General features: G+C 45.8%; 21 protein-coding genes and 1 tRNA gene. 5 read left to right on the forward strand and 17 right to left on the reverse strand.

The window, feature by feature from the left end:
- Nucleotides 1–30 precede the first annotated feature (30 nt).
- Complete coding sequence (locus tag RHEIN_RS03695; RefSeq protein WP_008897631.1) at nt 31–699, forward strand: RluA family pseudouridine synthase; 669 nt, start codon at nt 31–33, stop codon at nt 697–699.
- A gap of 66 nt (nt 700–765) precedes the next feature.
- On the opposite strand, the gene RHEIN_RS03700 is transcribed toward RHEIN_RS03695, so the two are convergent.
- Together RHEIN_RS03700 and RHEIN_RS03705 are read right to left on the reverse strand one after the other, a co-directional pair.
- Nucleotides 766–1,071, reverse strand: coding sequence for a helix-turn-helix domain-containing protein (locus RHEIN_RS03700; RefSeq protein WP_008897632.1), 306 nt, complete (start codon nt 1,069–1,071; stop codon nt 766–768).
- Nucleotides 1,072–1,075: 4 nt separating this feature from the next.
- Entirely contained in the window at nt 1,076–1,483 is a 408-nt protein-coding gene (locus RHEIN_RS03705; RefSeq protein WP_008897633.1) for a hypothetical protein, read from the reverse strand.
- 364 nt (nt 1,484–1,847) lie between these two features.
- On the opposite strand from RHEIN_RS03705, the gene RHEIN_RS03710 reads away from it, so the two are divergent.
- Nucleotides 1,848–3,476: a methyl-accepting chemotaxis protein gene (locus RHEIN_RS03710; RefSeq protein WP_008897634.1), complete on the forward strand. Its 1,629-nt coding sequence runs from the start codon at nt 1,848–1,850 to the stop codon at nt 3,474–3,476.
- Between the two features lie 75 nt (nt 3,477–3,551).
- Here the strand turns inward: RHEIN_RS03710 and RHEIN_RS03715 are convergent, their stop codons facing one another.
- Nucleotides 3,552–4,139, reverse strand: coding sequence for a TetR/AcrR family transcriptional regulator (locus RHEIN_RS03715; RefSeq protein WP_008897635.1), 588 nt, complete (start codon nt 4,137–4,139; stop codon nt 3,552–3,554).
- Between the two features lie 190 nt (nt 4,140–4,329).
- On the opposite strand from RHEIN_RS03715, the gene RHEIN_RS03720 reads away from it, so the two are divergent.
- Nucleotides 4,330–4,722: a RidA family protein gene (locus RHEIN_RS03720; RefSeq protein ID WP_008897636.1), complete on the forward strand. Its 393-nt coding sequence runs from the start codon at nt 4,330–4,332 to the stop codon at nt 4,720–4,722.
- 29 nt (nt 4,723–4,751) lie between these two features.
- Here RHEIN_RS03720 and RHEIN_RS03725 read toward each other — a convergent pair whose 3' ends face one another.
- The 12 genes from RHEIN_RS03725 to RHEIN_RS03780 form a co-directional block, all read right to left on the reverse strand.
- On the reverse strand, nt 4,752–5,732 hold the full coding sequence (locus RHEIN_RS03725; protein ID WP_008897637.1) for a PA2778 family cysteine peptidase: 981 nt from the start codon (nt 5,730–5,732) through the stop codon (nt 4,752–4,754).
- Nucleotides 5,733–5,744: 12 nt separating this feature from the next.
- Nucleotides 5,745–6,116, reverse strand: coding sequence for a PA2779 family protein (locus tag RHEIN_RS03730; RefSeq protein WP_008897638.1), 372 nt, complete (start codon nt 6,114–6,116; stop codon nt 5,745–5,747).
- A gap of 192 nt (nt 6,117–6,308) precedes the next feature.
- Nucleotides 6,309–7,154 carry a restriction endonuclease gene (locus tag RHEIN_RS03735; protein WP_008897639.1) on the reverse strand — a complete coding sequence of 282 codons (846 nt, stop codon included), beginning with the start codon at nt 7,152–7,154 and terminating at the stop codon, nt 6,309–6,311.
- Nucleotides 7,155–7,310: 156 nt separating this feature from the next.
- Entirely contained in the window at nt 7,311–8,231 is a 921-nt protein-coding gene (locus RHEIN_RS03740) for a substrate-binding periplasmic protein (RefSeq protein ID WP_008897640.1), read from the reverse strand.
- A 371-nt stretch (nt 8,232–8,602) separates the two neighbouring features.
- Nucleotides 8,603–8,866, reverse strand: a complete 264-nt coding sequence (locus tag RHEIN_RS03745; RefSeq protein ID WP_008897641.1) for a DnaJ domain-containing protein — start codon at nt 8,864–8,866, stop codon at nt 8,603–8,605.
- A 231-nt stretch (nt 8,867–9,097) separates the two neighbouring features.
- A complete protein-coding gene (locus tag RHEIN_RS03750; RefSeq protein WP_008897642.1) occupies nt 9,098–9,586 on the reverse strand; it encodes a DUF4411 family protein in 489 nt (162 codons plus the stop codon).
- Nucleotides 9,583–10,722 carry an XRE family transcriptional regulator gene (locus tag RHEIN_RS03755; protein WP_008897643.1) on the reverse strand — a complete coding sequence of 380 codons (1,140 nt, stop codon included), beginning with the start codon at nt 10,720–10,722 and terminating at the stop codon, nt 9,583–9,585. The genes RHEIN_RS03750 and RHEIN_RS03755 overlap by 4 nt, the downstream gene beginning before the upstream one ends.
- Before the next feature lie 87 nt (nt 10,723–10,809).
- Nucleotides 10,810–11,832, reverse strand: coding sequence for a membrane protein (locus tag RHEIN_RS03760; protein ID WP_008897644.1), 1,023 nt, complete (start codon nt 11,830–11,832; stop codon nt 10,810–10,812).
- Between the two features lie 252 nt (nt 11,833–12,084).
- Entirely contained in the window at nt 12,085–14,004 is a 1,920-nt protein-coding gene (locus RHEIN_RS03765; RefSeq protein ID WP_008897645.1) for a class I SAM-dependent DNA methyltransferase, read from the reverse strand.
- On the reverse strand, nt 14,001–15,182 hold the full coding sequence (locus RHEIN_RS20275; RefSeq protein WP_158005464.1) for a restriction endonuclease subunit S: 1,182 nt from the start codon (nt 15,180–15,182) through the stop codon (nt 14,001–14,003). The genes RHEIN_RS03765 and RHEIN_RS20275 overlap by 4 nt, the downstream gene beginning before the upstream one ends.
- 8 nt (nt 15,183–15,190) lie before the next feature.
- Nucleotides 15,191–17,599, reverse strand: coding sequence for a DEAD/DEAH box helicase family protein (locus RHEIN_RS03775; protein WP_008897647.1), 2,409 nt, complete (start codon nt 17,597–17,599; stop codon nt 15,191–15,193).
- Between the two features lie 650 nt (nt 17,600–18,249).
- A tRNA-Leu gene (locus RHEIN_RS03780) sits at nt 18,250–18,336 on the reverse strand.
- 172 nt (nt 18,337–18,508) lie between these two features.
- Between RHEIN_RS03780 and RHEIN_RS03785 the strand changes: the two genes are divergently transcribed.
- Nucleotides 18,509–19,006 carry an RDD family protein gene (locus RHEIN_RS03785; RefSeq protein WP_008897648.1) on the forward strand — a complete coding sequence of 166 codons (498 nt, stop codon included), beginning with the start codon at nt 18,509–18,511 and terminating at the stop codon, nt 19,004–19,006.
- 81 nt (nt 19,007–19,087) lie between these two features.
- Here the strand turns inward: RHEIN_RS03785 and lptG are convergent, their stop codons facing one another.
- The gene (gene lptG / locus RHEIN_RS03790) at nt 19,088–20,152 is read right to left on the reverse strand and encodes an LPS export ABC transporter permease LptG (RefSeq protein WP_008897649.1); all 1,065 of its coding nucleotides are present in this window, start codon (nt 20,150–20,152) and stop codon (nt 19,088–19,090) included.
- Nucleotides 20,145–21,254: an LPS export ABC transporter permease LptF gene (lptF, locus tag RHEIN_RS03795; RefSeq protein ID WP_008897650.1), complete on the reverse strand. Its 1,110-nt coding sequence runs from the start codon at nt 21,252–21,254 to the stop codon at nt 20,145–20,147. The genes lptG and lptF overlap by 8 nt, the downstream gene beginning before the upstream one ends.
- A gap of 203 nt (nt 21,255–21,457) precedes the next feature.
- On the opposite strand from lptF, the gene pepA reads away from it, so the two are divergent.
- The gene (pepA, locus tag RHEIN_RS03800) at nt 21,458–22,963 is read left to right on the forward strand and encodes a leucyl aminopeptidase (RefSeq protein ID WP_008897651.1); all 1,506 of its coding nucleotides are present in this window, start codon (nt 21,458–21,460) and stop codon (nt 22,961–22,963) included.

Raw genomic sequence — 22,963 nt, forward strand, 5'->3', positions numbered from 1 at the left:
TTTGCGCCTTATTTAATTTTGGCACTGAAGATGACGGTCATAGATCACTTTGTAGCCCCTGTCTGTCATCAACAGATTGAAGTCTTGTATCAGGATGAACATATTCTGCTGATTAACAAACCCAGCGGCTTGTTAAGTTTATCGGGCAAAAACCCGCTGAATCTGGATTCAGTGCATCACCGTTTAGCTGACATATACCCGCAGATCACGCTGATCCACCGCTTAGATTTGGGTACTTCGGGCATAATGCTGCTGGCGCTTGATAAAACCAGCAACGCTCATTTAAGCCAACAGTTTCAGTCCCGCACTGTGGTAAAGCGTTATCACAGTATGCTGGCAGGCCATATCGAACAAGACACTGGAGTGATTGAAGCGCCGATCAGCAAAGACAAAGCTTTGTTTCCACGACTGATTGTATGCTTTGAACAAGGCCAAAAAGCCATCAGCCATTATCAGGTGCTGGAACGTCTGCCCCACCCAAACCGCAGCCTGGTGTTGTTTACGCCGGAAACAGGCCGCACCCATCAGTTGCGTATCCATAGCCAGTTTATCGGCCATCCTATTTTGGGTTGTGACTTATACGGTACAGAGCAAACACAACACATGGCACCACGTTTATTACTGCACGCCTCTGAATTGGAATTTGAGCATCCTGCTACGGGGCAACGCATGAAAGTAGTCTGCCCTTGTCCATTTTGAGTAAAAGCCAACAATAAAGGCATAGTAGCCAGAGCAACTATGCCTTTTTGCTGCCGTCAGCACTGATTAACGCAGCAAACTCAGAAAAAATGCACCACAAAGTACTCCGGCCAGAAAAGTCACTGCCAGTAACCAAAGTGGCACAGGCTTTTTTCTGGCATCAGTCACTGTAAGTTCTTCCTCTCCCAACAGCGACTCTCTGTTCACCTCAAAGGCAGCAGCCAAAGCTTTACTGGTTTCCAGCGATGCGATGCCATGCACTTCTACCCGCTGAATAGTTCGTAAGCTTACAGCGCAAATGTCTGCTAAGTGCTGCTGGGTCCAGCCTTTTTCTGTTCGCAGTTGACGAATAAAAACGAAGTTAAGCTGCATAGCATCATCCTTTAAACAGTGAAGCCAGGCTATAACCCACAGCGGCACCAGCCATACCAAAAATAAAGATCGTTAATAAGAGCTTCCACCAGGATTGTTGGGCTCTGAGCTGCTTACCTTGCTGCATAATACGCTTCAGATCCCACTCATCACTGTCTTTCATTTCGCCATTGACCCAAAACTCAATCACCACAGAGCTAAATAAAATGCCGCTAACACGGAGCCTGATTTCAATGTTCTGCCCTTTCACTTCAAAGGCATGCACTGACTTAAAACGCCAGCTTAGCTTTTTAGAGATCAGCTCATCATTGACAAAAACTTGCTCCATTCCCGTCAGAAAAGACGACTCAACACGTATACAATCTTCGCAAAAATCAAAAAAACTTACCGCACGATCAGCTTGAATATTCATAGGAGTTCTCCGCTCATAAAGTTCAGGCTCAGTACAACACAAGAGCGCAACAGCTCAGACGACCTTGCTATGACAGTCCTGCTTTTGTCAGCTGACACTAATATGACAGTTATTAAAAATCAATGAGTTAAAAAGGGCCAATCAGAAGTATATTTGACTTGTATCAACACACTGAACTGTCGTTATGGCATGCTCTCAGTACTACCAACTTAGATGTCACGGCTTGGCATCAGCGCTTTAATACTCGGGCAGCAAACACAGAGAATTTATAAATGTCGTGCCTTGTGAACTAAAACTGCAGCTATCCGTATTCTAACCACTACTGTCAATAAATCAGAACAGTAATTAAAAGAAGGTGTGACAGATGAATGTTATAAATCGCTTGTACTCAGGCTTCGCTATGCTGCTGTTGATTATGCTTGGTATCACACTTTTTGGCCTGTTTAAAATCAGCATAGCAGACCAGAATTTAACTCAATTGTCCGAGCAAACTGCTGTAGAACAACGCCAGGCCATTAACTTTCGTGGCAGTGTGCACGACAGAGCCATTTCAATTCGTGACACAGTTTTAGTAAACGATGTCAACGCATCCCTGATCCACCAAAATGACATAGTCCGCTTAAATGAGTTTTACCAGCAATCAGCCGCTACCTTGGACAGCATGTATACCAAGGTAAAACACAGCCCTGAGGAAGAAAACTTATTACGCCAAATCAAGGATATTGAAAGTTCAACTTTAGGCGTTACCAAAAACATACTGGATATGATTAACAGCGGGCGCCAGCAAGAAGCCACAGACTACTTATTAACCACAGTGTCTCCTGCATACAGCGAGTGGCTGAAACGTATTAATAAGCTAATCGACTTTCAAGAGGAGGCCATACAACATCAGGTCGCCTCAGCTCGTGAACAAACTAACAGCTTTCAATGGATTATGCTTTTAGTGACGGCCATCGCCATAGTGATTGGCTGTGTCGTAGCTGTCAGTACAGTAAACCGGTTAAAAAGAATGGTGGGCGGTGAACCTGAATATGCCGCTTTTGTAATTAAGGAAATAGCCTCCGGCGATCTGACAGTTCAAGTGAGATTTCACAGCCCTGAGAGTATATTGAGTGCTGTGAAAGATTTAACAGCGCATATGTCAGGTATCACCAAAAACTCGATAGGTGCAGCCAACGAATTGCTTTCTGCCTCCAAAGATTTGTTGCTGACAGCGCAATACAACGAGGATTTGATCAGCCAGCAAAAACTTGCCACTGAACAAGGGGCGACTGCGATCAATCAAATGTCATCCACTGTGGCTGAAGTTGCCAACCATACCAGTGATGCCGCAGGACTGGCGCAAACTGCCATCAATGAATTCAAAGCAGGTCAGGCTGAAGTCAGTAAAACCCAGTCCAGTATCAATGCGCTGGCGGATAAGGTCAGTGAAGCATCAGATGTGATCAATCATCTGTCAGAAGATAGTCGTCAGATAGGCTCTGTACTGGAAGTGATTCAGGGCATAGCTGAGCAAACTAATTTGCTGGCACTCAATGCTGCTATTGAAGCAGCACGAGCCGGCGAACAAGGCCGGGGTTTTGCCGTGGTTGCAGATGAAGTGCGTAATCTGGCAGGCAGAACTCAGCAGTCCACCCGTCAAATTCAGGCTGTTATTGAAAAAATGCAAAGCAGCTCTTTAAAAGCAGTGGCTGTGATGAATGAAGGTAAAGCTCAGGCAGAAACCAGCGTTGAACAAGCCCAGTGTGCGGGCGATTCGCTAAATGCTATTAATTTGTCGGTGACAAAAATAAGCGACATGAACACTCAGATTGCAACTGCGGCAGAAGAGCAATCTGTGGTGGCATCCGAAATAAACCGCAACTTTAGCCAAATTACTCATTCAGCTGTGCTGGCTGAGGAGCAGGCAAGTAAAATCACTTTTGCAAGTCAGCAGCTTGAGCAACTGGCTAAAACTTTAGAGCAAAACGTAAAGCAGTTTAAAACGGCCTAATTCCACTGTATTTATAAGCTGGCATTGGTCAACAGCCAGCACTGCGATCCATTCAGAGGAGGCTTCCCTCCTCTGTCAGCTTTTCACAAGAAAACCTGAAGCCAATAAATTAAATGCCTCCAGCGTTTTTGGAAGTATAGTCTGAGGGTCAGAGCTTGACGCTATCCAAAGCGCTGCATTTAAAGCTGCACCATTTAGCAACATAGCAGCAGCTTCAGGGTCTACCTGCTTTAAAGTGCCATTTTTAATCAGCTGCTCAATGGTGTTTCTGGTCGACTGTAAACATCGGTTCTGGCTTGGCCATTGCGACGGGTCGCCCAGCACAGAAGGGCCATCCAGCAACACAATACGCTGCACCTCAGGGTCCAACGCCTTTTCTATATAAGCAGCGCCTTCAGCCAACAAACCTAACCAGGCATTTTCTGCTTTGGCGCCGACAGACTGCGCGTATTGAGCCATTTCTGAATCTATCTGATCAACAACAGCAGCAAGCAAACCTCGTTTATCGCCAAAGTTATGATAAAGCGCGCCCCGGGTTAGCCCTGCTTCAGCAGTTAAGCTATCCATAGAAGCCGCAGCATAACCATGCTCAGCGAAGGCCCGCCGTGCAGCTGCAATCAGCTTGTCGCGGTTTTCAGCCATCTTTGCTAATCGGGTACTCATTCCTTACTCCTTTCACATACGCGCCGTATTCCAATTGACATACGCAGCGTATGTCAGATACTCTACATACGCCTCGTATGTTAAACCAATTCAACATACAGAACCATGAAAACCACACAAGTTGTGCTGTGCTACAGCCGCTATAAACAGCTGCGCACTTAATCTGACCTATTACAAAGAGAGCTATCAAATGACAAAAAGACAAGCTGTTTTCCCAGCCAACAGACACGCACTTTATGAAGAACATGGTTACTCCGCTGCTATTCGCTCAGGCGATTTGCTATTTGTATCAGGTCAGGTTGGCAGCCTTGCTGACGGCAGCCCTGAAACGGATTTTGAACTTCAGGTTGAGTTAGCTTTTGAGAATCTCAAAGCCACTCTGGCAGCAGCAGGTTGCACCTTTGACGATATAGTTGATGTCACCACCTTTCATACTGACCCAGAACAACAGTTCGGCACCATAATGAAAGTGAAACAAAAAATCTTTGGCACCCCACCTTATCCAAATTGGACAGCAGTGGGAGTGACCTGGTTAGCCGGCTTTGATTTTGAGATTAAGGTGATAGCGCGCATTCCGGGCTGATAAAGCTCAGGTACTCAAACAGCCTGCAACTAGTGGGCTTTTTGCAGCTGACATTGAGAGATAGTATTAACCCCAGACTCCTGCGAGGAGCGAATTTGCTTTTGGCTATCCAGCAGATTGCTGTCATTCGGAGATATTTCTAACGCGGTGTCAATCAGTGTGGTTGCTTTAGCATGGCAACCTTGTTCACTCAGCAGCACAGCGTAATTGTTCAGATAAGATATTTCCTGCAGGGCAAAAGGCAGTCCTTTTTCAAACCACTCTGCAGCAACTAAAGGCTGGCTTGAGAAATAATGATTGCCCAGTAAAAAGTACGGCAACCAATAGTCAGGCCATTGGCTTGTCGCGGTTTTAAGCGCTGTAATACCGCTGTTTACCTGTTGAGTACTGAGTAAATCCTGACTGGCTTTGGTGTAAATAAAGGGCTCAAGCTGCGCACTGCTTTTATCCGCAGGTAACATGGCTAACAGCCAGTAGTTGCCACGCGCCCAGGTACGCTCAAAGGTGGAAAAGTTCAGCCGGTGTGCTTCGGTCACTCCGGTATGCAAAATCACTTCTTTGCTTTGCAGGTCGTACCCTATCACCACGGCATAATGCCACTGCGGCAGCCAGGCGAGAGAGTTGTTTTGCAGCACTATGATTGGAATGTTCTCCGCAACCAGACTTAACAGTTGGTGCATGGTACCGCGCTGCGCATAAGCAACCAGCCCAAGTTGCCGTGTTGCAGCCGACATTTCAATTTGCAGAGTGCCTTGCAACCCCGAAATAAAAGTAGTGGGCGCTATAGTGGCAGGGTCTTTTTCAAGCCCATAAAAACCAGCGACTTCAGATAAAGTGGTTGGGCCGCAAAAATACTCTTGCTGTGGATAAAATGGCACGTGCGGGATCAGATGCCGGGACGCGATAGCAGGAGGCTCTGCCAATAGCAGCTTAGTTTGTGGCGGCGTTTGGCAGCCAGTCAGTACAATCAACAAGCCCGCCAAAAGGCAGGCCTGTCGCAGTAAAACCATCAAACTCACGAATTAAATTGGGTTGATAAAAGGGTAAACGTCAGTAAGACCCATTAAATCCGTTACAACCACAACCACCATTACAGTGAGCACAATACCGACAATACCACCTGCAGGCATTTCGTTCATCTGACTATTCAGCGCATTCAGCTCTGCATGAGTCATATTAGCGATACGTTGTTTTGCGTCAGCAGGACTTACGCCCAACTCGATGAGTTTATTCTGCACTTCTACACTGTCTACATAAGACAATACTTGCTGCTTGTTGAAATTGAACTGCTGATTAGCGATGACCTGCTCTGAGCTGAATACCGCAGCCGTTGCCTGGCCCATACCCAAGATCAGAATAGAGCTTACGATGCTGGCTTTTAAAAGTTTTTTCATTTTTATTTATCCTTAACCTTATTGTTTTCAAAGAAAAACTCGTTTTTAGATAAATCTCAGAAAGCTAACCATTTAACATTCATCTAGCTTGCACAGTAAAGCATACGTCAGGGATGCGCAACAAAGCTTATAGAAGAGCCGCTGATGTGTATAAAGATGAACCATCGAATTGACGACTGTGGCTTTGGTATTTTACACACGGATCTCTGAATTCCGCTGTGCCTCAGCTGGTGCAGCTCTTACCCCCTTACAACCAGGATAACGAGTACAACCATAAAAGAAATTGCCGGTATTCGGGCCTTTTCTGGCTTTTCGTAGCAGCATATCGCTGCCACATAAAGGGCAGCGGATATCGGCTTTCAGCTCAGAGCTGGGTTCTTTATTGCGAATAGAATTCACCAATAAGCGGCCATCTACCAGCACTATAGATTTACCTTCAGCAAAACGTTTGGCATCTGGGGTAAATTCACCGCTGGTGACCACTATGGCGCCGGACGCCCCTTCGGCCATCATGACACCGTACAGCTCACGCACCACAGTGACAGGAACCTTGCTGGCTTTCCATAATTTGCATTGCACCAGATAAGTTTCAGCACCGTCTTTCACCCGCAAATCCACACCACCATCTGCGCCAAAGCTGGTTTCGGCCACGCTATAGCCCAATTCCCTGAAGTACTGACCTACCAGTAATTCAAAGTCATGCCAGGATAAAACACTGAATGGATCAGCAAATTCCGTGTTTCTTGCGCTCGCTAAAAGCTTAACTCTTTTGCGCCTTGCGAAAAATGACGCAACAGCTCCAAACAGCAACACGACAGGAAGTATGATACGACCATACAATGCAAACACATGCAGAGCCTGATACTTCACACCCGACAATAACTGCTCTGCATTCGTTGCTACAGGAACAGGCTGGGCAGCAAGCGAATCGAGGTACCAGAACACAACAGCAGCCAGTGTAACCCCAACCCACCAGGGCAAAGCAGCGGCTATATTAAATAAGTCTTCCAGCAAGCTGGTTTTCTTTCGGCGGGCCATCAGCACTCCATGCTTAGCAATTACAACATCACTGTTCGGTCACTTAAACTTACGCGACTAAAAAATCAAAATACAGGAACAGACTAAAGCTCACGACTTCGAAGCGCAAGCAGATATCTCAAAAACAGAATGGTGAACAACAAAACGCTGATGTTTTTACTTTGATAACAACAGTGGGTACCAAAGTTCAGGTCGTTGCAGCGGGACATTATCCGGCAGCAGCGGGTTCTGCAGCTTAAAGATCCGGCGTTTATCAATCTGCAGTTGTTGCAGCAAACCGCCGTAGTACTGATTAAACAGGCTATCTAACTGGCCATCTTTCTGTGCTTGCTCCAGCCCACAGAGCAAGGTGTCGGCCAAGGCTGTGTTGTCTTTTGCCACATAAAAATAAACAGCTGTGGGGTAATACAACAGAATGTGTGGGTCTATTTCTAACTGCAGCTGAGCATACTGCTGCTGATTTTGCTGTACTTCCAGCACAGATCGCGGGAAGTAGTCTATCCGGCGCAGCGCCAGCATTTGGTATAGTCCATCAACATCACTACCGGTTTCCACATTAAAATTATTCGCACGCAAAATTTCAGTGTCACTCCAGGTCGTAAACTGGCCAACCCGTAACTTTGCCAAAGCGGACAGACTATACAGATGCTGCAGTTTGTTTTTGCCCTCTTTACTGACCAAAGCCACACGAAGCCCCATTAAGCCGCGCATGATAGGAAAAGGCACAGCTCTATACTGTTTTATGCGTTCAAGGCTGGCACTGCCAAACATCACGTCAATGCCCTGCCCAGCATTCATCAGGTCAAAGGCGCGTCCTTTTGGTAAATCAAGATTTGAGGCTTGTAGCTGAAAATAGTGCTGGCAGGGATAACTTAATGCCAACTGCAGCAAGTCAGTGGAGTATTCCTGTCGTGGTGCACCTGGGTAATACACAATATTTATTGCTGAGGTATTAGGCTCTGTCGCAGCTGCGTCTGAGGCCATAAAAAGAGTGAGTAGCACACCAAACAACTTACCATGCCAGTAACTAAACTGACGCAGTTGCTGCAGGACAACAGAGACAATTGAAATCAGCATAACGCCGGAAAACCAGGAAAACATGCGTCTGAGTATGCACCAGTTTGAGAGCGTTCTCCATGCTGGTGCTTAGTCAGCATACATCAGGCTAAGTAGCTGAAAATACAGAAAGGCAAAAGCACTTTGAAGCTCATGTCATTAACAGCTTTTAAGAATTCTCAACTTTAACTGACTATGCGACATTGGCAGTTGCTGCTGAACGGTGCTAAATCGTGAAGCACCCGCCAATACAGAGCCTGTTCGGGTTGAATCAATAGCATGCACCGAATGGAGCTATTCCGGTGGTGGTTACAGCATCATCCGGTTGATGAGGGAAGCAGGATTTCCCGCGACTATTGCAAAACAGCGTATTCACCCCTTCACAGACAGCATTAACGCCTGCTGGTGTTTGCCCGGACTAACCGTATAAAACCATGGCGGCGCGCTGCACAATATGCATCATATTTGGCTCGTTTCTCAGTGCTGTGTAAGACAGCATAGGCTTCAGCTACACGTTTAAACATCTCTGCGGTATTTGGCAGTTTACTGACATCAGGGTGATACTTTCGCCCAAGTTTGCGATAGGCCGTTTTAATAGCTTTGGCGTCCGTCGTTGGAACAACGCCAAGCACACTGTAATAATCTATGAATTCCATTGCGTGATCCATCCCATCGGAAAATGTCCAGCAATGAGCCTAGCAGCACCATATAGCGCCTCTCTGTGCGCTGACGAGCTAAGTGGGGAATAGCAAAAGATAAATTGCAGATTACAGCCAGCAGTTGCAAATCAGAGAAGCTAAAAGCAGCAGGAAAAAATTTGGTGCCTGGGGACGGACTCAATACACATGACATTACTTGAATTGAAAAAAGGACCTAAATTGACAAACTCAGATGAGTCCAAACCTCGCCTTTGTAAGACGCAAAAACTCAAACGTGTTAATACATTTAACCCCAAACTGCTTGCAGATGTTTGGAACTTTTACTTTCTTCGTTGCTTCACTGACCGAGCTTTCGTGGGTTACCACAACAGCTCCGGTAGACATAGCTTTGGCAATTAACCACGGGTCCGCTTTTGCCAGAAAGTTATCCCTGTTCGCAGGATTAAAGCTCTGTGACATGACATATTCGATGATTTGAACAAATGCAGTTTGGGTTGCATCATCATCATTGGCAATAAACTGGCCACTCCTCGCCTTAACCCATGTTGCCAATTCGTCATTGCCGTCTTTCAGTTCACGACCAATCATATCAATACTACCAGCTACGCCAGCCACAAACTGTTGGTCAAGCCAGGACCAATAAGCCGGGCAAAAATCCATGCTGTAGTAAGTGTTTTTGGCTTCGATATAAGTGTTAGCGTCCAGCAGATAAATCACAACCCAAGCTCCTGTGCGAACTTTGCGACACTGGCAGGTTTCATTCCTAACATCCAACCCGCATCACGCAACAACAACTTGCCATTCAGTGCTTCACTGACCACAGCTTTAGAAAACAATTGGCTAATTTGTGCTTTTTTGGTTTTAAAATAGCCTGGACCACTGCCGCTCGCTTCACGTTCTTTAAAAGCGTCAATTTGCGCCTTAATAAAAGCTCCGTATTCACCTTGGCTGATCAACTCTAGGGTGAGTGCTTTTCGTGCCAAAGCCCAGGGACTGACATGGAAATGAGCTTCGAGATCAGGCAGGTTTTGCTGCCAGTGATCATAGTCACTGCGCCACAGCGCCTGGAATTCATCTGTAGGTACTAAAAACTCTGCCGCCACCGCATTACAGAAGCGTTCTTCTGCCCGATGATTGTTCGCATCACCATCAGAGATCCCGGTTTGGCCTATCCAGATATGGCATAACTCGTGGATTAAGGTAAAGAGTCGGGCGCCAGGCGCATCAGCATGATTGACGAAGATAATGGGCGCAAACTCATCGCACATTGCAAAACCACGGAACTCTTCGACACTAAAGGGTCTGCTGTGGTGGCCAAGGCTGGATTGTCTCATGACCAAAATGCCCAGAGTTTCAATGCGCTGTACCAGATCACGATAATAATCTGTCCAGTTACCCCGTTTTGGGTGAGGTGGAATGTTCAGCTTAGTGCGCATATCCGCAACTACGGCAGCCACGCCCTGTTCAGGGCGAAAACTACCGACAACATCTATGGGTTGCAACAACTGATTGCGTGCATAGTCGCGGTACCAGTCCTGACATTCCAGCATGTTTTTGAGTAAATCAATTAACTCCGCACTCGGACGCTTTAGCTCTGCAGAATCAACAGTTCGTAAATCCGGGATAGGCAGGTTTTCAACTGGCGGTTGGCTCAGAAACAGAAAACCAAAAGGCACATGGGCTTTATCTGCAAAGGCCATAGCCTGAACGAATGTTATTTCCCGCTCTCCAGCTTCCCATTCACTGACTTTCTGTTCAGTCACGTTGAGCTTGTGCGCAAATTCAGGCAAAGCATAGCCAGAACGCTCGCGCGCCCATGTCAGCATAGCTTTGTTGATTTTTGCGTTACTCACTTTTTCTACCTGTTAAGGGAAATGCTTGCTCAATGCTTCAGCAATTCCGGGATTATAAACACTTTCATCTTCTCGCGCTTATCCCAATTAGTCACCATTAGATGAATACTTCAGACCCGGAAACGATCTTTCCATTTTTTCGATAAACCTTGGTGTATTTGCCAAGCCCCAGTTTCGAGCGATGTAATAGCCTTTACCTTCATAAGTAATCTCAGGCTCCTGCCGGTAACGGTACTTCGCATACTGCTTTTCTGTGTCTGTCATTTCTTCAGGAAGTTTAAGCAGTTTGAAGCTGCAAGAAGTATCGTCCCGTAGTAAGGCGAAAACACTGCTATCGATCAAGCCATTCGCCTCTAACAGCTTAACGGTGTTGTAACCGATATCCGACTTCCTGAAGTCGGATTCAAAGACTTCATCATTAAAGGATATTGTGTACAACGAGCGGTCTTTTGAATCACCACGCGACACTCGTTCTTCCCGTTTTTTCTGCCGGACTTCGATTTGATAACCTTCTGCTTCGGGAAGTGGGATTATTTGCTCTGAACTAAGTACTAACTTGTTATCGATCTTATGCAATGACAAGCGGATACAGCAGATATCGAGCTCCCGTTCATTTAGCCAAAGAACTGAAGTAGTAATCTCTTTTGAGAAATCAGCTGAAGCAAGGATTATGCGAACGTTTTGCGCAAAATCATCTTGTCGCGGTTTATCCCACTCCAAAAATTCACAGAGGCGGCTTTCTGCATCTAAATCAATGCCATTATCTGCCAAGAATCGCGTGTATACAGAAACTGCAACATCCCATCTCATGTTGGCGATCATGGCGGCATAACGAATTGCCTGCAACTCCATATGGCCACCGTCTTCGGTGCGTTTTAGTTCAATAACAACAAGATTGGCGTTCTTATCAACCGCGAGTAAATCTATCCGGCGGTTGCCTTCATTCCATTCACCAAACTCTTCGGCAATGACAAGAAGATCGGGATCTATCACTGAAATATTCAGCTTGAAAAGGCGCTGCAAATCACGCCGCTCCCAAAGGTTCTGCTCCCGAAAAGTGGTGCCAACCAGCGGTTTTAATTCGTTATTGCTAATCTCGTATAATGGCATCGACCAACCTTTCCTTAGTTACTGATACATAGAAGGTATATTCACTTTTCTAATAAACCGCCCCTCCAGAAATGGGGAAAATAAAATAATAAATTAGGCGTAAAAGGGAATATTTATGGCTGTTCCTGATTTAATTTTTCGCAAAAAAACGATGAATAACTGCCATAAGTGGTTGTATTTCAATCCGTTGTCAAATTTCTCATATGAATTCGGATAAACCATGTTTCCATGGTTTATCCGAACATATCCAATTTAGAATGTTAATTTATTCATGAGTTCTGCAAGGTTTTTTAGCGCGTTATCTATCACCTTCTGTTGCAACTGGATATTTTCGATAATATTCAAAGGTGTTCTGGTATCTGTTTCCACGATGACGTGGGGGTTGACGGCTTTCAAATCGAACACGGCTGCTTCGATGTCAGCGGCTTTATTCTCAAGCTCACGTACAAGCTTTTCCTGCTCCGTAATCTGTGCAGTAACAGCTTCCACTTTAGTTTTGTCTGTTTTGTCTTTTTTCATCCATTTGAGTTGTTCTTTCAGATCTACTACAACGGCTTTTAACGTGGCCGCTTCATCTAACAATGGCTGCATTTCAGAACGGGCTTGAGCACGGCGAGCAGCAAAATCTATTGTCCAAGAATAACGACTACCACCTTTTTCAGTACCATGATTTTGTAACATCCGTGCATAGCTTGGAAACGCCTTACCTGCGTTGCCTTCATCTGCTAACCAGTCTGCGGTGAGGATGTTTGGTAATTGCGCATCAGCCAACACACTGCCGTCGGCATCAAAACCAAAGTGTGCAAGCGTCAATGGTGTTTTCTTACCAACTTTGACGTATGACAAATCGTAGTACCAGATTTTCTCGGTTTTCTTACCTTTGGTAAAAAACAGCAAGTTTGTTTTGACACCTGCTCCTGCGGTTGAAAAAACCCCACCGGGTAAACTGACAATGGCCCATAGGTCACATTCATCTACCAGTTTGCGTTTGGTTTCGACAAAAGCACTCTCGTTCGTACGGAATAACAGCCCTTCATCGAGTACGATCGCACACGAGCCTTCAGGTGCCAGCTCAGCAAGAATATCCTGTACAAAAAGCACTTGCGTAGCACTGGTTTCAAAGGGGAAATTTTTCTGTGCATCTTTACCTTCTTTACCACCAAAGGGTGGGTTGGTAAGAATCACATCAAACTGCTTAGGTGCCTGCTCAAAAAGTCCGGTGTAAGTGGCGCGGCGGGTCAATGAGTTGCCATGCCACAGATTAGGCTGATCGATGCCATGCAGTACTAAGTTCGCGAGAGCGATAGGGAAAACTAAGTTCTCTTTTTCACGACCAAAAAAGGTATCGTGCTTGAGCGTATCCAAATCGGTACTAGCCGGACTTTGACCTAATTGTCTGGCTATATGTTCATAAGCCACGGCCAGGAAGCCGCCGGTTCCACAGCAAGGGTCATACACAGTTTGGCCAAGTTGAGGTTGCACTGTGTGCACCATAGCTCGAATAACTTCCCGCGGCGTAAAAAACTGGCCGCCGTCGGAGTTTTTCTCTCCCATTTTTAACAGTAAATCTTCATACACTTGCGACAATGTAAAAAAGTGAGTGTCGTCAACGTGTTCAATATTTATCTCATGCACTTTGTCGAGAATATCACGCAGGTTGGCTTCACTATCGACGCGCACGCGTTCAACGGCGGTCATGGTACGTCCCATGATACGCTGCTTACGGCTGGCTCCAGGGTTCGGTAACCCTGTTTGTGGGTCTGCATCTAAACTGTGTAAATGGGGTAGTAAGTCTTTATTGATAAATTCGAACAACTTACCATCGCCAGCCGCAAATAACTCCTGTCGTTTCCAGCCGAACGGTTTACCTTCCGCTGTTTTAGGGTGGTCAGGTTTATCAGAATATGGAGCTGCCCAATCCTGCCAGCGATAAGGGGGGGTTAATGCTGGCGTAAAGTCAGCTCCCAATACTTCAGCTTCTTCTCGAGATTTACTTTCTTGTGCATCCAAAATGCGTAAAAACAAAATCCAAGTGAGCTCAGGTACATATTGCAAAGCACTGGAGCAATTAGAGCGGCGCATTATGTCACAGATGCTTTTTACAAAGCTGGAGAGCGATTGGGTAGAGGCGATAGCTTTGGGCTGCTTAGTTGTGTTTTTCGTTTTAGTCATGATTCATTCTTAAAGGCTTGGGCAAGGATTGCTTTGGGTAAAATCGTTAAGTCATTAATCTGTTTCTGCAAAGCTGAGACTAAATTTTGCCAAGTGTCAGTTATTTCTTTTAAACGTTTTGTTAGAACTTTCTGTTCATCAAGTCCCGGTAAGGGGAGCTCGATAGCTTCGACTTGCGATGGCGATATGTGAGGTACTCCAAGGCTTTGATCATGCCCGCTAATATTCGAAATAAACAAATCTGTTTGCAAAAATGCATATAGGTAATCTTTATCCAGCTTATCGGGGTCAACTATAAATCGCCCTACTCGCTGAACCAGCAAAGCTGGCAAATCATCGTTGCTAACACGAGCAACTTTGATTCCACTTGAAATTAATGGACGATCTAAACTTATCAGAACATCGTCAGAATCCAGTGCAAAGTTAGAAAATTTTGCTGCATCAATTTCGCTCAGAAAAACCGAATCATCCCAATACACTTTCCCAGGTAGAATATTCGCATTCCGCAATAGTCGGACGCCACTTGTTTTGAAAGTGTCGCTCTTAAAAGCGTATCCTGATTGAAGTTTTGCAGCGCTACAGATTGGTGACCAACTCTGAAGAGACGAAAACAAAGACTCTAGAGCTCGCTTTTTTAGTGCGGATGCATCTCTCATCTGTTCCTGCACCGCCTGTCGGGCTGTTTCCACTTCGGCAAGTTGCGCTTTCAGGCGAGCGGCGATTTGGCGCTGTTGAGGGAGTTCAAAATAAGGAATTTCTAAGTTTAGAATCTTGTCTTTATTAAGAAGAGCAGCGCCCATACTATTTTTTGTTGTATCAGTGCTTGCTGCAATGGGTAATACAAGAGATAGATATTCTAAGTCGATGCCAGCTGCTTTAGCTTCATCTGGATCAAAAGCAGCAATTGCCTCATTAGTATAAAGGTCTACTCCTGCGAAAGAAATCCTGCCAACTGTTAACTTGAAACTAAAAAGCAAGCTTCCTTTTTTAACTAGCTTGCAATTAGAGTTGCGAACACCTTCGGCAGAAATTGTTTCAGCAGTTTTTGTAATTATTGATTGCCCTTCCATGTCTCGGATTGATACCCACAAATTTGGGCCATCAAAATATGAAGGATTGCCTCGACTTGGCGTTCCTCCTATTTTAAAAGTCGAAAATAGTTCAGATACTTTCTTCATGGGTACATTCATATTCCAAACAACCTTGACTTCGCATCATGCATAACTTGTACTGGTGCACCTAAAGCCCGAAGAGCATTTAAACCACCCGCCAATTTAATATCTGGTACTTCCCACAGGCTTGGACTTTCCAATGCATCAGTGCCGCCTTGGGCAAACTGGTGCCCAAGATTTTTCACTACAATAGCTGCTTTGCCATCCATACCATCAAACCAACTTTGGTTGTGACTAATAAAGTGTGCGCCGCGTTCTGGGCGTTTAAGTGCACGAGCATGGTAACCATGGTGACCAAAAAAATCATACAAATCAAAATCGTTCATTTGGTCTATTTCTCGGATCACTTCAGGGCTAAAGTTGTCGCCCAGCAAGTGAGCGATTAATTGGCGTCGCTTTTGGGTTTCAATCCATAGCGAACGGAATTCATTTAAGTTATGAGCTTCGTTCAAAACTCTTTGTATCACTTCCCGACGGTAATCATCCACTGGGATTGGAGTGTCACGACCATCGCGGCGGCTCAGAATAAAGCGTCCTTGCGGATTGATAATGACGCTTTGTCCAGCGATTTCTGCTACAGCAGGTCCTTCATTTCCCCCGACATCATCAGGGCCATTACCACCACTACCTTTACCACCAGAGCCTGGACGTGGTGGTTTAGTAATAAAATCTGTGCCGAACAGTTGTGTGACGTCGGTATAGTCATAAAGCCAGAACTTGAATTTTTGGGTTTCTTCATGGATGCGCGTACCGCGCCCGACCATCTGATAAAACTTGATTGGTGATTGTAAGTAGCGGAAAAACACCACGGCGTTCAGGCGTTCAATATCTACACCAGCTTCTAACAAATCCACTGTACATGCGATAAAGGCGCGCTCGGCAGAGCCGCGCATAGGCTCAATCATATCTGCGCCGTTATTGGGGCCACCCATACATTTAAATGCATAATGGTCTTTGGGCGATTTCCCTTGTTCTTTGCACCATCGCACATACAAATTGTTCATATGTTGTACTACGCGGTCTGCGTGTATCTCGCGGTTGCAGAAAACTATCACTTTCTGTTCTGGGCCGCCATTTTCACACAGCAATTTGAACAAATCGGCACACATTTTAGGCGTACGCAGTTCGATGAAGAGTTCATCATCGAAGTCTTTGTCGGTATATTCGTTTTTGGTCAGGTCTGCTTCGGTTAATAGTTTTCCCGTTTTGATATCCTTCACCCCCGCCTTAAGAATTTCCTCTTTGGTAAAGGTGGCTTTATCAATGCTAGCTTTACGTTTAACTATTTCGCATGCTGCAAGATAGCCGTCTTCTTGTGCTTGGATCAGTGTGTATTCATAAACCGGCTCACCAAAATACTGGCGATTATTGGCAGTAATTTCGTGATCTTCTTTGCTTGTATGCTTAGATTCTTCTAGTTTACGCGGTGTTGCGGTTAGGCCTATATGAATTGCATTGGGATTGCGCTTTAGCACCTCAGACCAGCGCCCCCAAGCGGAGCGATGGCATTCGTCGATAATAATCACGCTGAAAGCGTCTTCACCGTAGTGTTCGCTTAAAAAGCTTGCGAAACCGTTATCGTCATCCAAACCTAAAGTTTGATAAGTAGCGATGTGGATGCGGGCGTTTGCTGCGGCATTACCACCTTTTTCAGTGTGTACGATGCGAGCATTATCACCAAAAGCAGCTTTGAGTTTGGTGTATGCCTGCTCTCGTAACTCGTCGCGGTCACATAAAAACAGCGCAGGCTTGGGTAACTGACCGGCTTGGCTCATACGCCAGAGCAGGTTAGTTGCAATGACGGTTTTACCAGCACCGGTAGCGAGCGTGAGTAATACTCTAGGCGCGTTTCCTGCTTGTTGGTCGAGTAAGATTTTTTCAAAAGCAGCTCTGATAGCAGCATCTTGATAATAGCGTGATTGTGACCAGGCTGGGCTGTCGGCCTGAAATAACATGGCTGCACCGGGTTTATTCAAATCGATACCAACATCTTTAGCATAACGCGCTGTTAAATCAGCATGAGGTGGAAAGTCTACGAATGGAAACGGGCCGTCTTGCAAGTTGCTGGTGCAATCAAACTCACCGTAGCGATGGCCATTAGTAGAAAATACATACTTCACATCAAAGCGTTTACAATCTGCATAACCCTTAGCCTGCTGCATGCCTTTAAGTGGGTCTTCACTTTCTTTTTTTGCTTCAAGAACAGCAACGGGCAGTGCTTTGGGCATCTGGCCCACCTTTACGCAGAGTAAGTAGTCTGTGCGTCCTGGCCCCTTTCTACGCCGTCCTTTAGCGCCACTGGGTTCAACTGGAGCTGGCGTTAAAATAGTCTCAAGAGTTATGCGATCCTTGCTCACATAGCCTTTATCACGTAACACCGGATCAATTAAGTGATAGCGGGTATCCGCTTCGTTCATGCTCATATTTCTATATCCCTACTTCTAACGTGCCCAATACGCGATAAAGGCAATGCGATACTCTGAAGTAACTTACCAGCTTACTAGAAGGAAAAATACCCAAAAATCTAACAAACTATGCCATAGTTTGTTAGATTTTACCTTGTCCAGAGATAACGACTAAGTTTCTATATTTCAATTGTTTTTCAAGGAAATAGTTTAAATAAAGCGAGACTTACGCTACTACCATTAGTTTCTAACAAAATATGGTCAGGATCTCAATTTGACTATTAGACAATTCGCAACGCTCTCGCGGCAAATCAGTCCGTTTAAGAGTATATAAGTATGGAATCTCTCTCTGTTCTTGAATTTCTTGAAACTCGAAAAAGTTGGCCACTCCATTCCGACAAGACCAGAACTGAAAGTAGTGGATTAAAAATAAAGTTTATTCATCAATCCAATATCGAAAGCGAAATGGTGTCGAGCGTATGCAAGTTATTTCAAGCAATGCGAGCTAAAAACCTTACAAAAAAGAACCGTGTATGGACCGGATGTGTCACCAAACGGAATTTGAAAGGTCAAAATTGAAGAGGGTGTTTTCAAGCAACTAGATAGGAACACTCAACAGAACCAATATCATAAGCAGTATGTAAAAATAGAAATGAAGTTTAAAACATTGGTGCCTAGGGTCGGACTCGAACCGACACGGAGTTTCCCCCGGCGGATTTTGAATCCGCTGCGTCTACCGATTTCGCCACCCAGGCATTGAGGGTCGTACAGAAGTAAACGCTTGCATTATACAAAGCGAATGGCGCGGCGCAAGCAAAAGTTTCAGTTGGCTGTCTGGTTGCGCGTTTTTGCAGCAGTTTCGGAAAAACTAAGCTGCGTGATACACTTAGCGCCATTCATCGAATCAATAAAAGTCAGGACACACTGATGTATCACGAATCTCCAAAGGCGGGTTTGTTCCGCCGTTTAGCTGCCATTCTTTATGACGTGCTGATTTTAGCGGCGCTCTGGATGCTGGCTATGGGTCTGGCGCTGCTGCTTGTAACTATTCTGGATAAGCTGGGTCTGGTTTCGCTGGCGGCTTATCAGGATCAGGCCGATTTTATTCAGAAACATTCCATTTGGTTCCAACTGTATTCGCTGTTGGTTTTTATCTGGTTTTATGTTTATTTCTGGGTGAAAGCTGGTCAAACCCTGGGCATGCGGGCCTGGCGTATTTTGCTGATACAGCCCGATGGTTCGCCCATTACGCTAAAACAAGGGCTACTGCGTTTAGTGGTGTCTTTGTTAGGTCTGGGGAATTTATGGTTGTGGATCCGTTGGGGTCAGGGTTTGGCGTTGCAGGATCAAATCACCAACACCATGGTAGTCAAGCTGACCAAAGATGAAAGCAAAGAGCTGAATGTGCATCGTAAAGCGGGCTAAACTGGTAGTAAAACAGCAGATAGCAAAAAGGCAGAAATCAATTCTGCCTTTTTTATATCCGCCACTCTAGCAACGGCGTTGCTATTTCTTCTGCAATAAATACATCGCCAGAGCTATAAACAAGCTGGAAGGCAATACGGCCCCGAGGACAGGAGGCAACTGGTACACCAAAGCCACAGGCCCAAACACCTGATCACTCATATAGAAGACAAAACCTGTCAGAATACCCATCAGAATACGGGCCGCCATGGTGACGCTGCGCAGTGGTCCAAAAATAAAAGACAAAGCCACCAGCAACATAGCAATAATAGTTAAAGGCTGGGTGGCCTTGCGCCAGAATGCCAGCTCAAACTTGCTGCTGTCTTGCTGGTTGCTGTCCAGATAGTCGATGTAGTCTGTTAAGCCTTTGAGCGATAATAGCTCGGGTTTAATAGACACTACGCCCAGCTTATCCGGCGTTAAGGTAGAACGCCAACGCTGTTCCTGCCACTGGTGTTTCTCTACTCTGTCGTCACGAAAATGTAAACGGCTGACATCAGATAAACGCCAGGCATTGCTGATAAAGACTGCGGTTTTGGCGCTGACAATGGCCTGCAATTTTAAGTCGGTATCAAACTCGTAAATGGTTAAATCGGTTAAGTTACCAAAGTCATCCACCTGTTTGATATTGATAAAATGATCACCATCTTTGGCCCAGACGCCCTGCCTTGCCGAAATTAAATCACCGCCTGAAATGGCTTTAGTTCGCAGTTCACGGGCCGTTTTTTCAGCCACTGGCGCACCAAACTCAGCCACCAGCATCACAATCAGCATCATCAGCAAGGAGGTTTTCATCACTGAACCTATGATATTAAGCCGCGACAAACCCGCAGCCTGCATCACCACCAGCTCGCTATTGCTCGCCAGCATGCCCAGCCCTACTAAACCGCCTATTAAAGCCGCCATAGGGAAAAACAAAATTAAATCGCCAGGTACGCTGAACAAGGTAAATAAACCAGCGGATAACATGTCGTAATCACCGCGGCCAACTAAACGTAACTGATCAATAAACCTGAACATGCCGGATAAAATCATCAGCACAGTCACAGTCATCAGCACTGTGGTTAATATGGTGCGGCCTATATACAGGTCGAGTATCTTAAACATGAGAAGAGCGCCCTGTGATTAATGCTTTTAGCTTTTGGCCTGCAGTGCGGTGTTTCACCAACAGCACAATACCGAAGGTCAGGCCAAGCGCGTGGATCCACCACATACCTAATTGCTCTGGAATTTTGCCGTCCTCTATAGCTGAGCGGCTGGCAATCAGCAAAATGTAATACAGCAGGTATAAGGCCAAGGCTGGTAATAAGCGGCCAAACTTGCCCTGGCGTGGGTTTACTTTGCTCAGCGGCACTGCAATCAGCATTAAAATAGGAATAGAAAGTGGTATAGCTATACGCCAGTGCCATTCAGCAGCGGCTTCAGGCCCTGTTTGGTTGCGCAGTTCAGCCGTGGGTAAACTGGATAACTTACGGCGTTTTTGTTCCACTTGTTGTTCACGAATTTGAATTTGATATTGACCAAATTCCACCACTTCATAACCAGGAGAACGGGTTTCACCGGCATAACGGCGGCCATTGTTTAACTCCAGCAACTGAGCACCGCTGGCATCTTCTTTCACGTAACCAGATTGCGCATACACAATAGAGGTTTGACCGCCTGGCTCTGAAGAGGTCTGGGCTAAAAACACCCTTTCCAGCTCTCCGCCATCACGGCTGATGTCATGCACAAAAACCACGGCTTTTTCATTGGACGTTTGCTGGAAACGCCCTGGAATTAAGCTGCTAAGGCCCGAATCGGCTTCGGCCTGTTCTAAAATCTGGTATTCACGTTCGGTCGACCAGGGGCTTAAATACAAAGTGACAAAACCTGCCCCAAGCGCCATCACTACAGATAACATCAGGGTTAAGCGGGTGACATACCATTCGCTGATGCCGGTGGCATGTAATACCGTCATTTCGCTGTCGGCGTAAATGCGGCCATAAGCTATTAAAACGCCCAAAAAAGCGCTTAAAGGAATAATAATCACCGCCAGTTGTGGCAGTTTTAATGCCAGAACAGTCAGCACCAACTGACCAGGAATATCACCGTCTGATGCGTCTGCCAGAATTTTCACAAAGCGCTGGCTCATGATAATAGTGATCAGGATCAGGAAGACCGCCAATTGGGATTTAAACACTTCACCAATCAGATAACGAAAAACAATCAAAAATGCCCCCTAAAACCTGTCTTTTTGCTGGAACCCTGACGATTTTTAAGTAAACTGGATGTTTACAGCAATTATTATTGACTAAAGTGGCGATAAATCCGAGCTTTTTTGTAAAGCCGGACAAAATATCATCACACAGAAGACCACTGTACCACCGAACTAACTTGGTATAGTGGCCGAAAGTCTTAGAATCAGGAGTGAGCATGGAGTTCAGCGTAAAAAGCGGTAGTCCGGAAAAACAACGAAGTGCATGTATCGTTGTCGGCGTTTATGAGCCGCGCCGCTTGTCAGCGGTTGCCGAACAGCTGGATAAAATCAGCGAAGGCTACATCAGCAATTTATTACGCCGGGGCGATTTAGAAGGCAAACCCGGCCAGATGTTGTTATTGCACCATGTACCGAACGTACTGAGTGAACGTGTACTCTTGGTGGGTTGTGGTAAAGAGCGTGAACTGGACGAACGCCAGTACCGCCAAATCATCTCCAAAACCATCAGCACTTTAAATGAAACCGGCTCAATGGAAGCTGTGTGTTTCTTATCTGAGCTGCATGTAAAAGGCCGCGACACCTACTGGAAAGTACGTCATGCGGTAGAAACCACCCAGGATTGTTTGTACGTATTCGACAAGCTGAAAAGCCGTAAAGACGAAACCCGTCGCCCGCTGCGTAAAATTGTTTTTAACGTGCCGACCCGCCGCGATTTAACCATAGGCGAAAAAGCCGTTGAACATGGTTTGGCTGTGGCTGCTGGTATCAAAGTCTGTAAAGACGTGTCAAATATGCCACCAAACATCTGTACTCCTGCTTATTTAGCGGATCAGGCTGTGGCATTAGCCCAACACGACAAAGTATCAGTGGAAGTGCTTGGCATTGCTGAAATGACAGCTTTGGGTATGCACTCTTACGTGGCTGTGGGCCGTGGCTCGGAAAACGAAGCCAAAATGGCGGTGATTAAATACAACGGCGCTATGGATAATAGCGCGCCTGTGGTGTTGGTCGGCAAAGGCTTAACCTTTGATACCGGTGGTATCAGCATAAAGCCAAGCGATGCGATGGACGAAATGAAATACGACATGTGTGGCGCAGCTTCAGTGCTGGGAACTATGCATGCAGTGGTTAGCTTAGGTTTGCCTATTAATATGGTGGCTGTGCTGGCTGGCGCTGAAAATATGCCGGATGGCCGCGCTTATCGCCCTGGTGATATTTTAACGACTATGTCAGGTCAGACGGTTGAAGTGTTAAACACAGATGCTGAAGGCCGTTTAGTGTTGTGTGATGCTTTAACTTATGTCGAGCGTTTTGACCCGGATGTGGTGATTGACGTTGCCACCTTAACGGGCGCTTGTGTCATTGCTTTGGGTAAACACGCTTCAGGTTTATTAAGTAACCATAATCCGCTGGCGCATGAAATATTAAATGCCTCAGATCAAAGTGGTGACAGAGCCTGGCGTTTACCTTTGTGGGATGACTATCAGGATCAGCTGGAAAGCCCGTTTGCGGACTTCAGTAATTTAGGTGGCCGTGCCGCCGGTACTATTACCGCAGCTTGTTTCCTGTCGCGCTTCACCCGTAAATACAACTGGGCGCATTTGGATATTGCCGGTACTGCATGGCGCAGTGGTGGTAAAGACAAAGGCGCGACTGGCCGTCCTGTGGCTATGTTGACCCAGTTTTTAATTAACCGTGTCGGAACCGACATCGAGGGATAA

Source organism: Rheinheimera sp. A13L, from assembly GCF_000217935.1.
Classification (GTDB): Bacteria; Pseudomonadota; Gammaproteobacteria; order Enterobacterales; family Alteromonadaceae; genus Pararheinheimera.

Excerpts from the sequence above, each read along its gene's own strand:
- RHEIN_RS03715 (WP_008897635.1), bottom strand. The coding sequence starts at position 4,139 with ATGAGTACCCGATTAGCAAAGATGGCTGAAAACCGCGACAAGCTGATT.
- RHEIN_RS03705 (WP_008897633.1), bottom strand. The coding sequence starts at position 1,483 with ATGAATATTCAAGCTGATCGTGCGGTAAGTTTTTTTGATTTTTGCGAA.
- RHEIN_RS03720 (WP_008897636.1), top strand. The coding sequence starts at position 4,330 with ATGACAAAAAGACAAGCTGTTTTCCCAGCCAACAGACACGCACTTTAT.
- RHEIN_RS03740 (WP_008897640.1), bottom strand. The coding sequence starts at position 8,231 with ATGCTGATTTCAATTGTCTCTGTTGTCCTGCAGCAACTGCGTCAGTTT.
- lptG (WP_008897649.1), bottom strand. The coding sequence starts at position 20,152 with ATGTTTAAGATACTCGACCTGTATATAGGCCGCACCATATTAACCACA.
- RHEIN_RS03730 (WP_008897638.1), bottom strand. The coding sequence starts at position 6,116 with ATGAAAAAACTTTTAAAAGCCAGCATCGTAAGCTCTATTCTGATCTTG.
- RHEIN_RS03735 (WP_008897639.1), bottom strand. The coding sequence starts at position 7,154 with ATGGCCCGCCGAAAGAAAACCAGCTTGCTGGAAGACTTATTTAATATA.
- RHEIN_RS03775 (WP_008897647.1), bottom strand. The coding sequence starts at position 17,599 with ATGAGCATGAACGAAGCGGATACCCGCTATCACTTAATTGATCCGGTG.
- pepA (WP_008897651.1), top strand. The coding sequence starts at position 21,458 with ATGGAGTTCAGCGTAAAAAGCGGTAGTCCGGAAAAACAACGAAGTGCA.
- RHEIN_RS20275 (WP_158005464.1), bottom strand. The coding sequence starts at position 15,182 with ATGAAGAAAGTATCTGAACTATTTTCGACTTTTAAAATAGGAGGAACG.
- RHEIN_RS03695 (WP_008897631.1), top strand. The coding sequence starts at position 31 with ATGACGGTCATAGATCACTTTGTAGCCCCTGTCTGTCATCAACAGATT.
- RHEIN_RS03710 (WP_008897634.1), top strand. The coding sequence starts at position 1,848 with ATGAATGTTATAAATCGCTTGTACTCAGGCTTCGCTATGCTGCTGTTG.
- RHEIN_RS03725 (WP_008897637.1), bottom strand. The coding sequence starts at position 5,732 with ATGGTTTTACTGCGACAGGCCTGCCTTTTGGCGGGCTTGTTGATTGTA.
- RHEIN_RS03785 (WP_008897648.1), top strand. The coding sequence starts at position 18,509 with ATGTATCACGAATCTCCAAAGGCGGGTTTGTTCCGCCGTTTAGCTGCC.
- RHEIN_RS03765 (WP_008897645.1), bottom strand. The coding sequence starts at position 14,004 with ATGACTAAAACGAAAAACACAACTAAGCAGCCCAAAGCTATCGCCTCT.
- RHEIN_RS03700 (WP_008897632.1), bottom strand. The coding sequence starts at position 1,071 with ATGCAGCTTAACTTCGTTTTTATTCGTCAACTGCGAACAGAAAAAGGC.
- RHEIN_RS03760 (WP_008897644.1), bottom strand. The coding sequence starts at position 11,832 with ATGCCATTATACGAGATTAGCAATAACGAATTAAAACCGCTGGTTGGC.
- RHEIN_RS03745 (WP_008897641.1), bottom strand. The coding sequence starts at position 8,866 with ATGGAATTCATAGATTATTACAGTGTGCTTGGCGTTGTTCCAACGACG.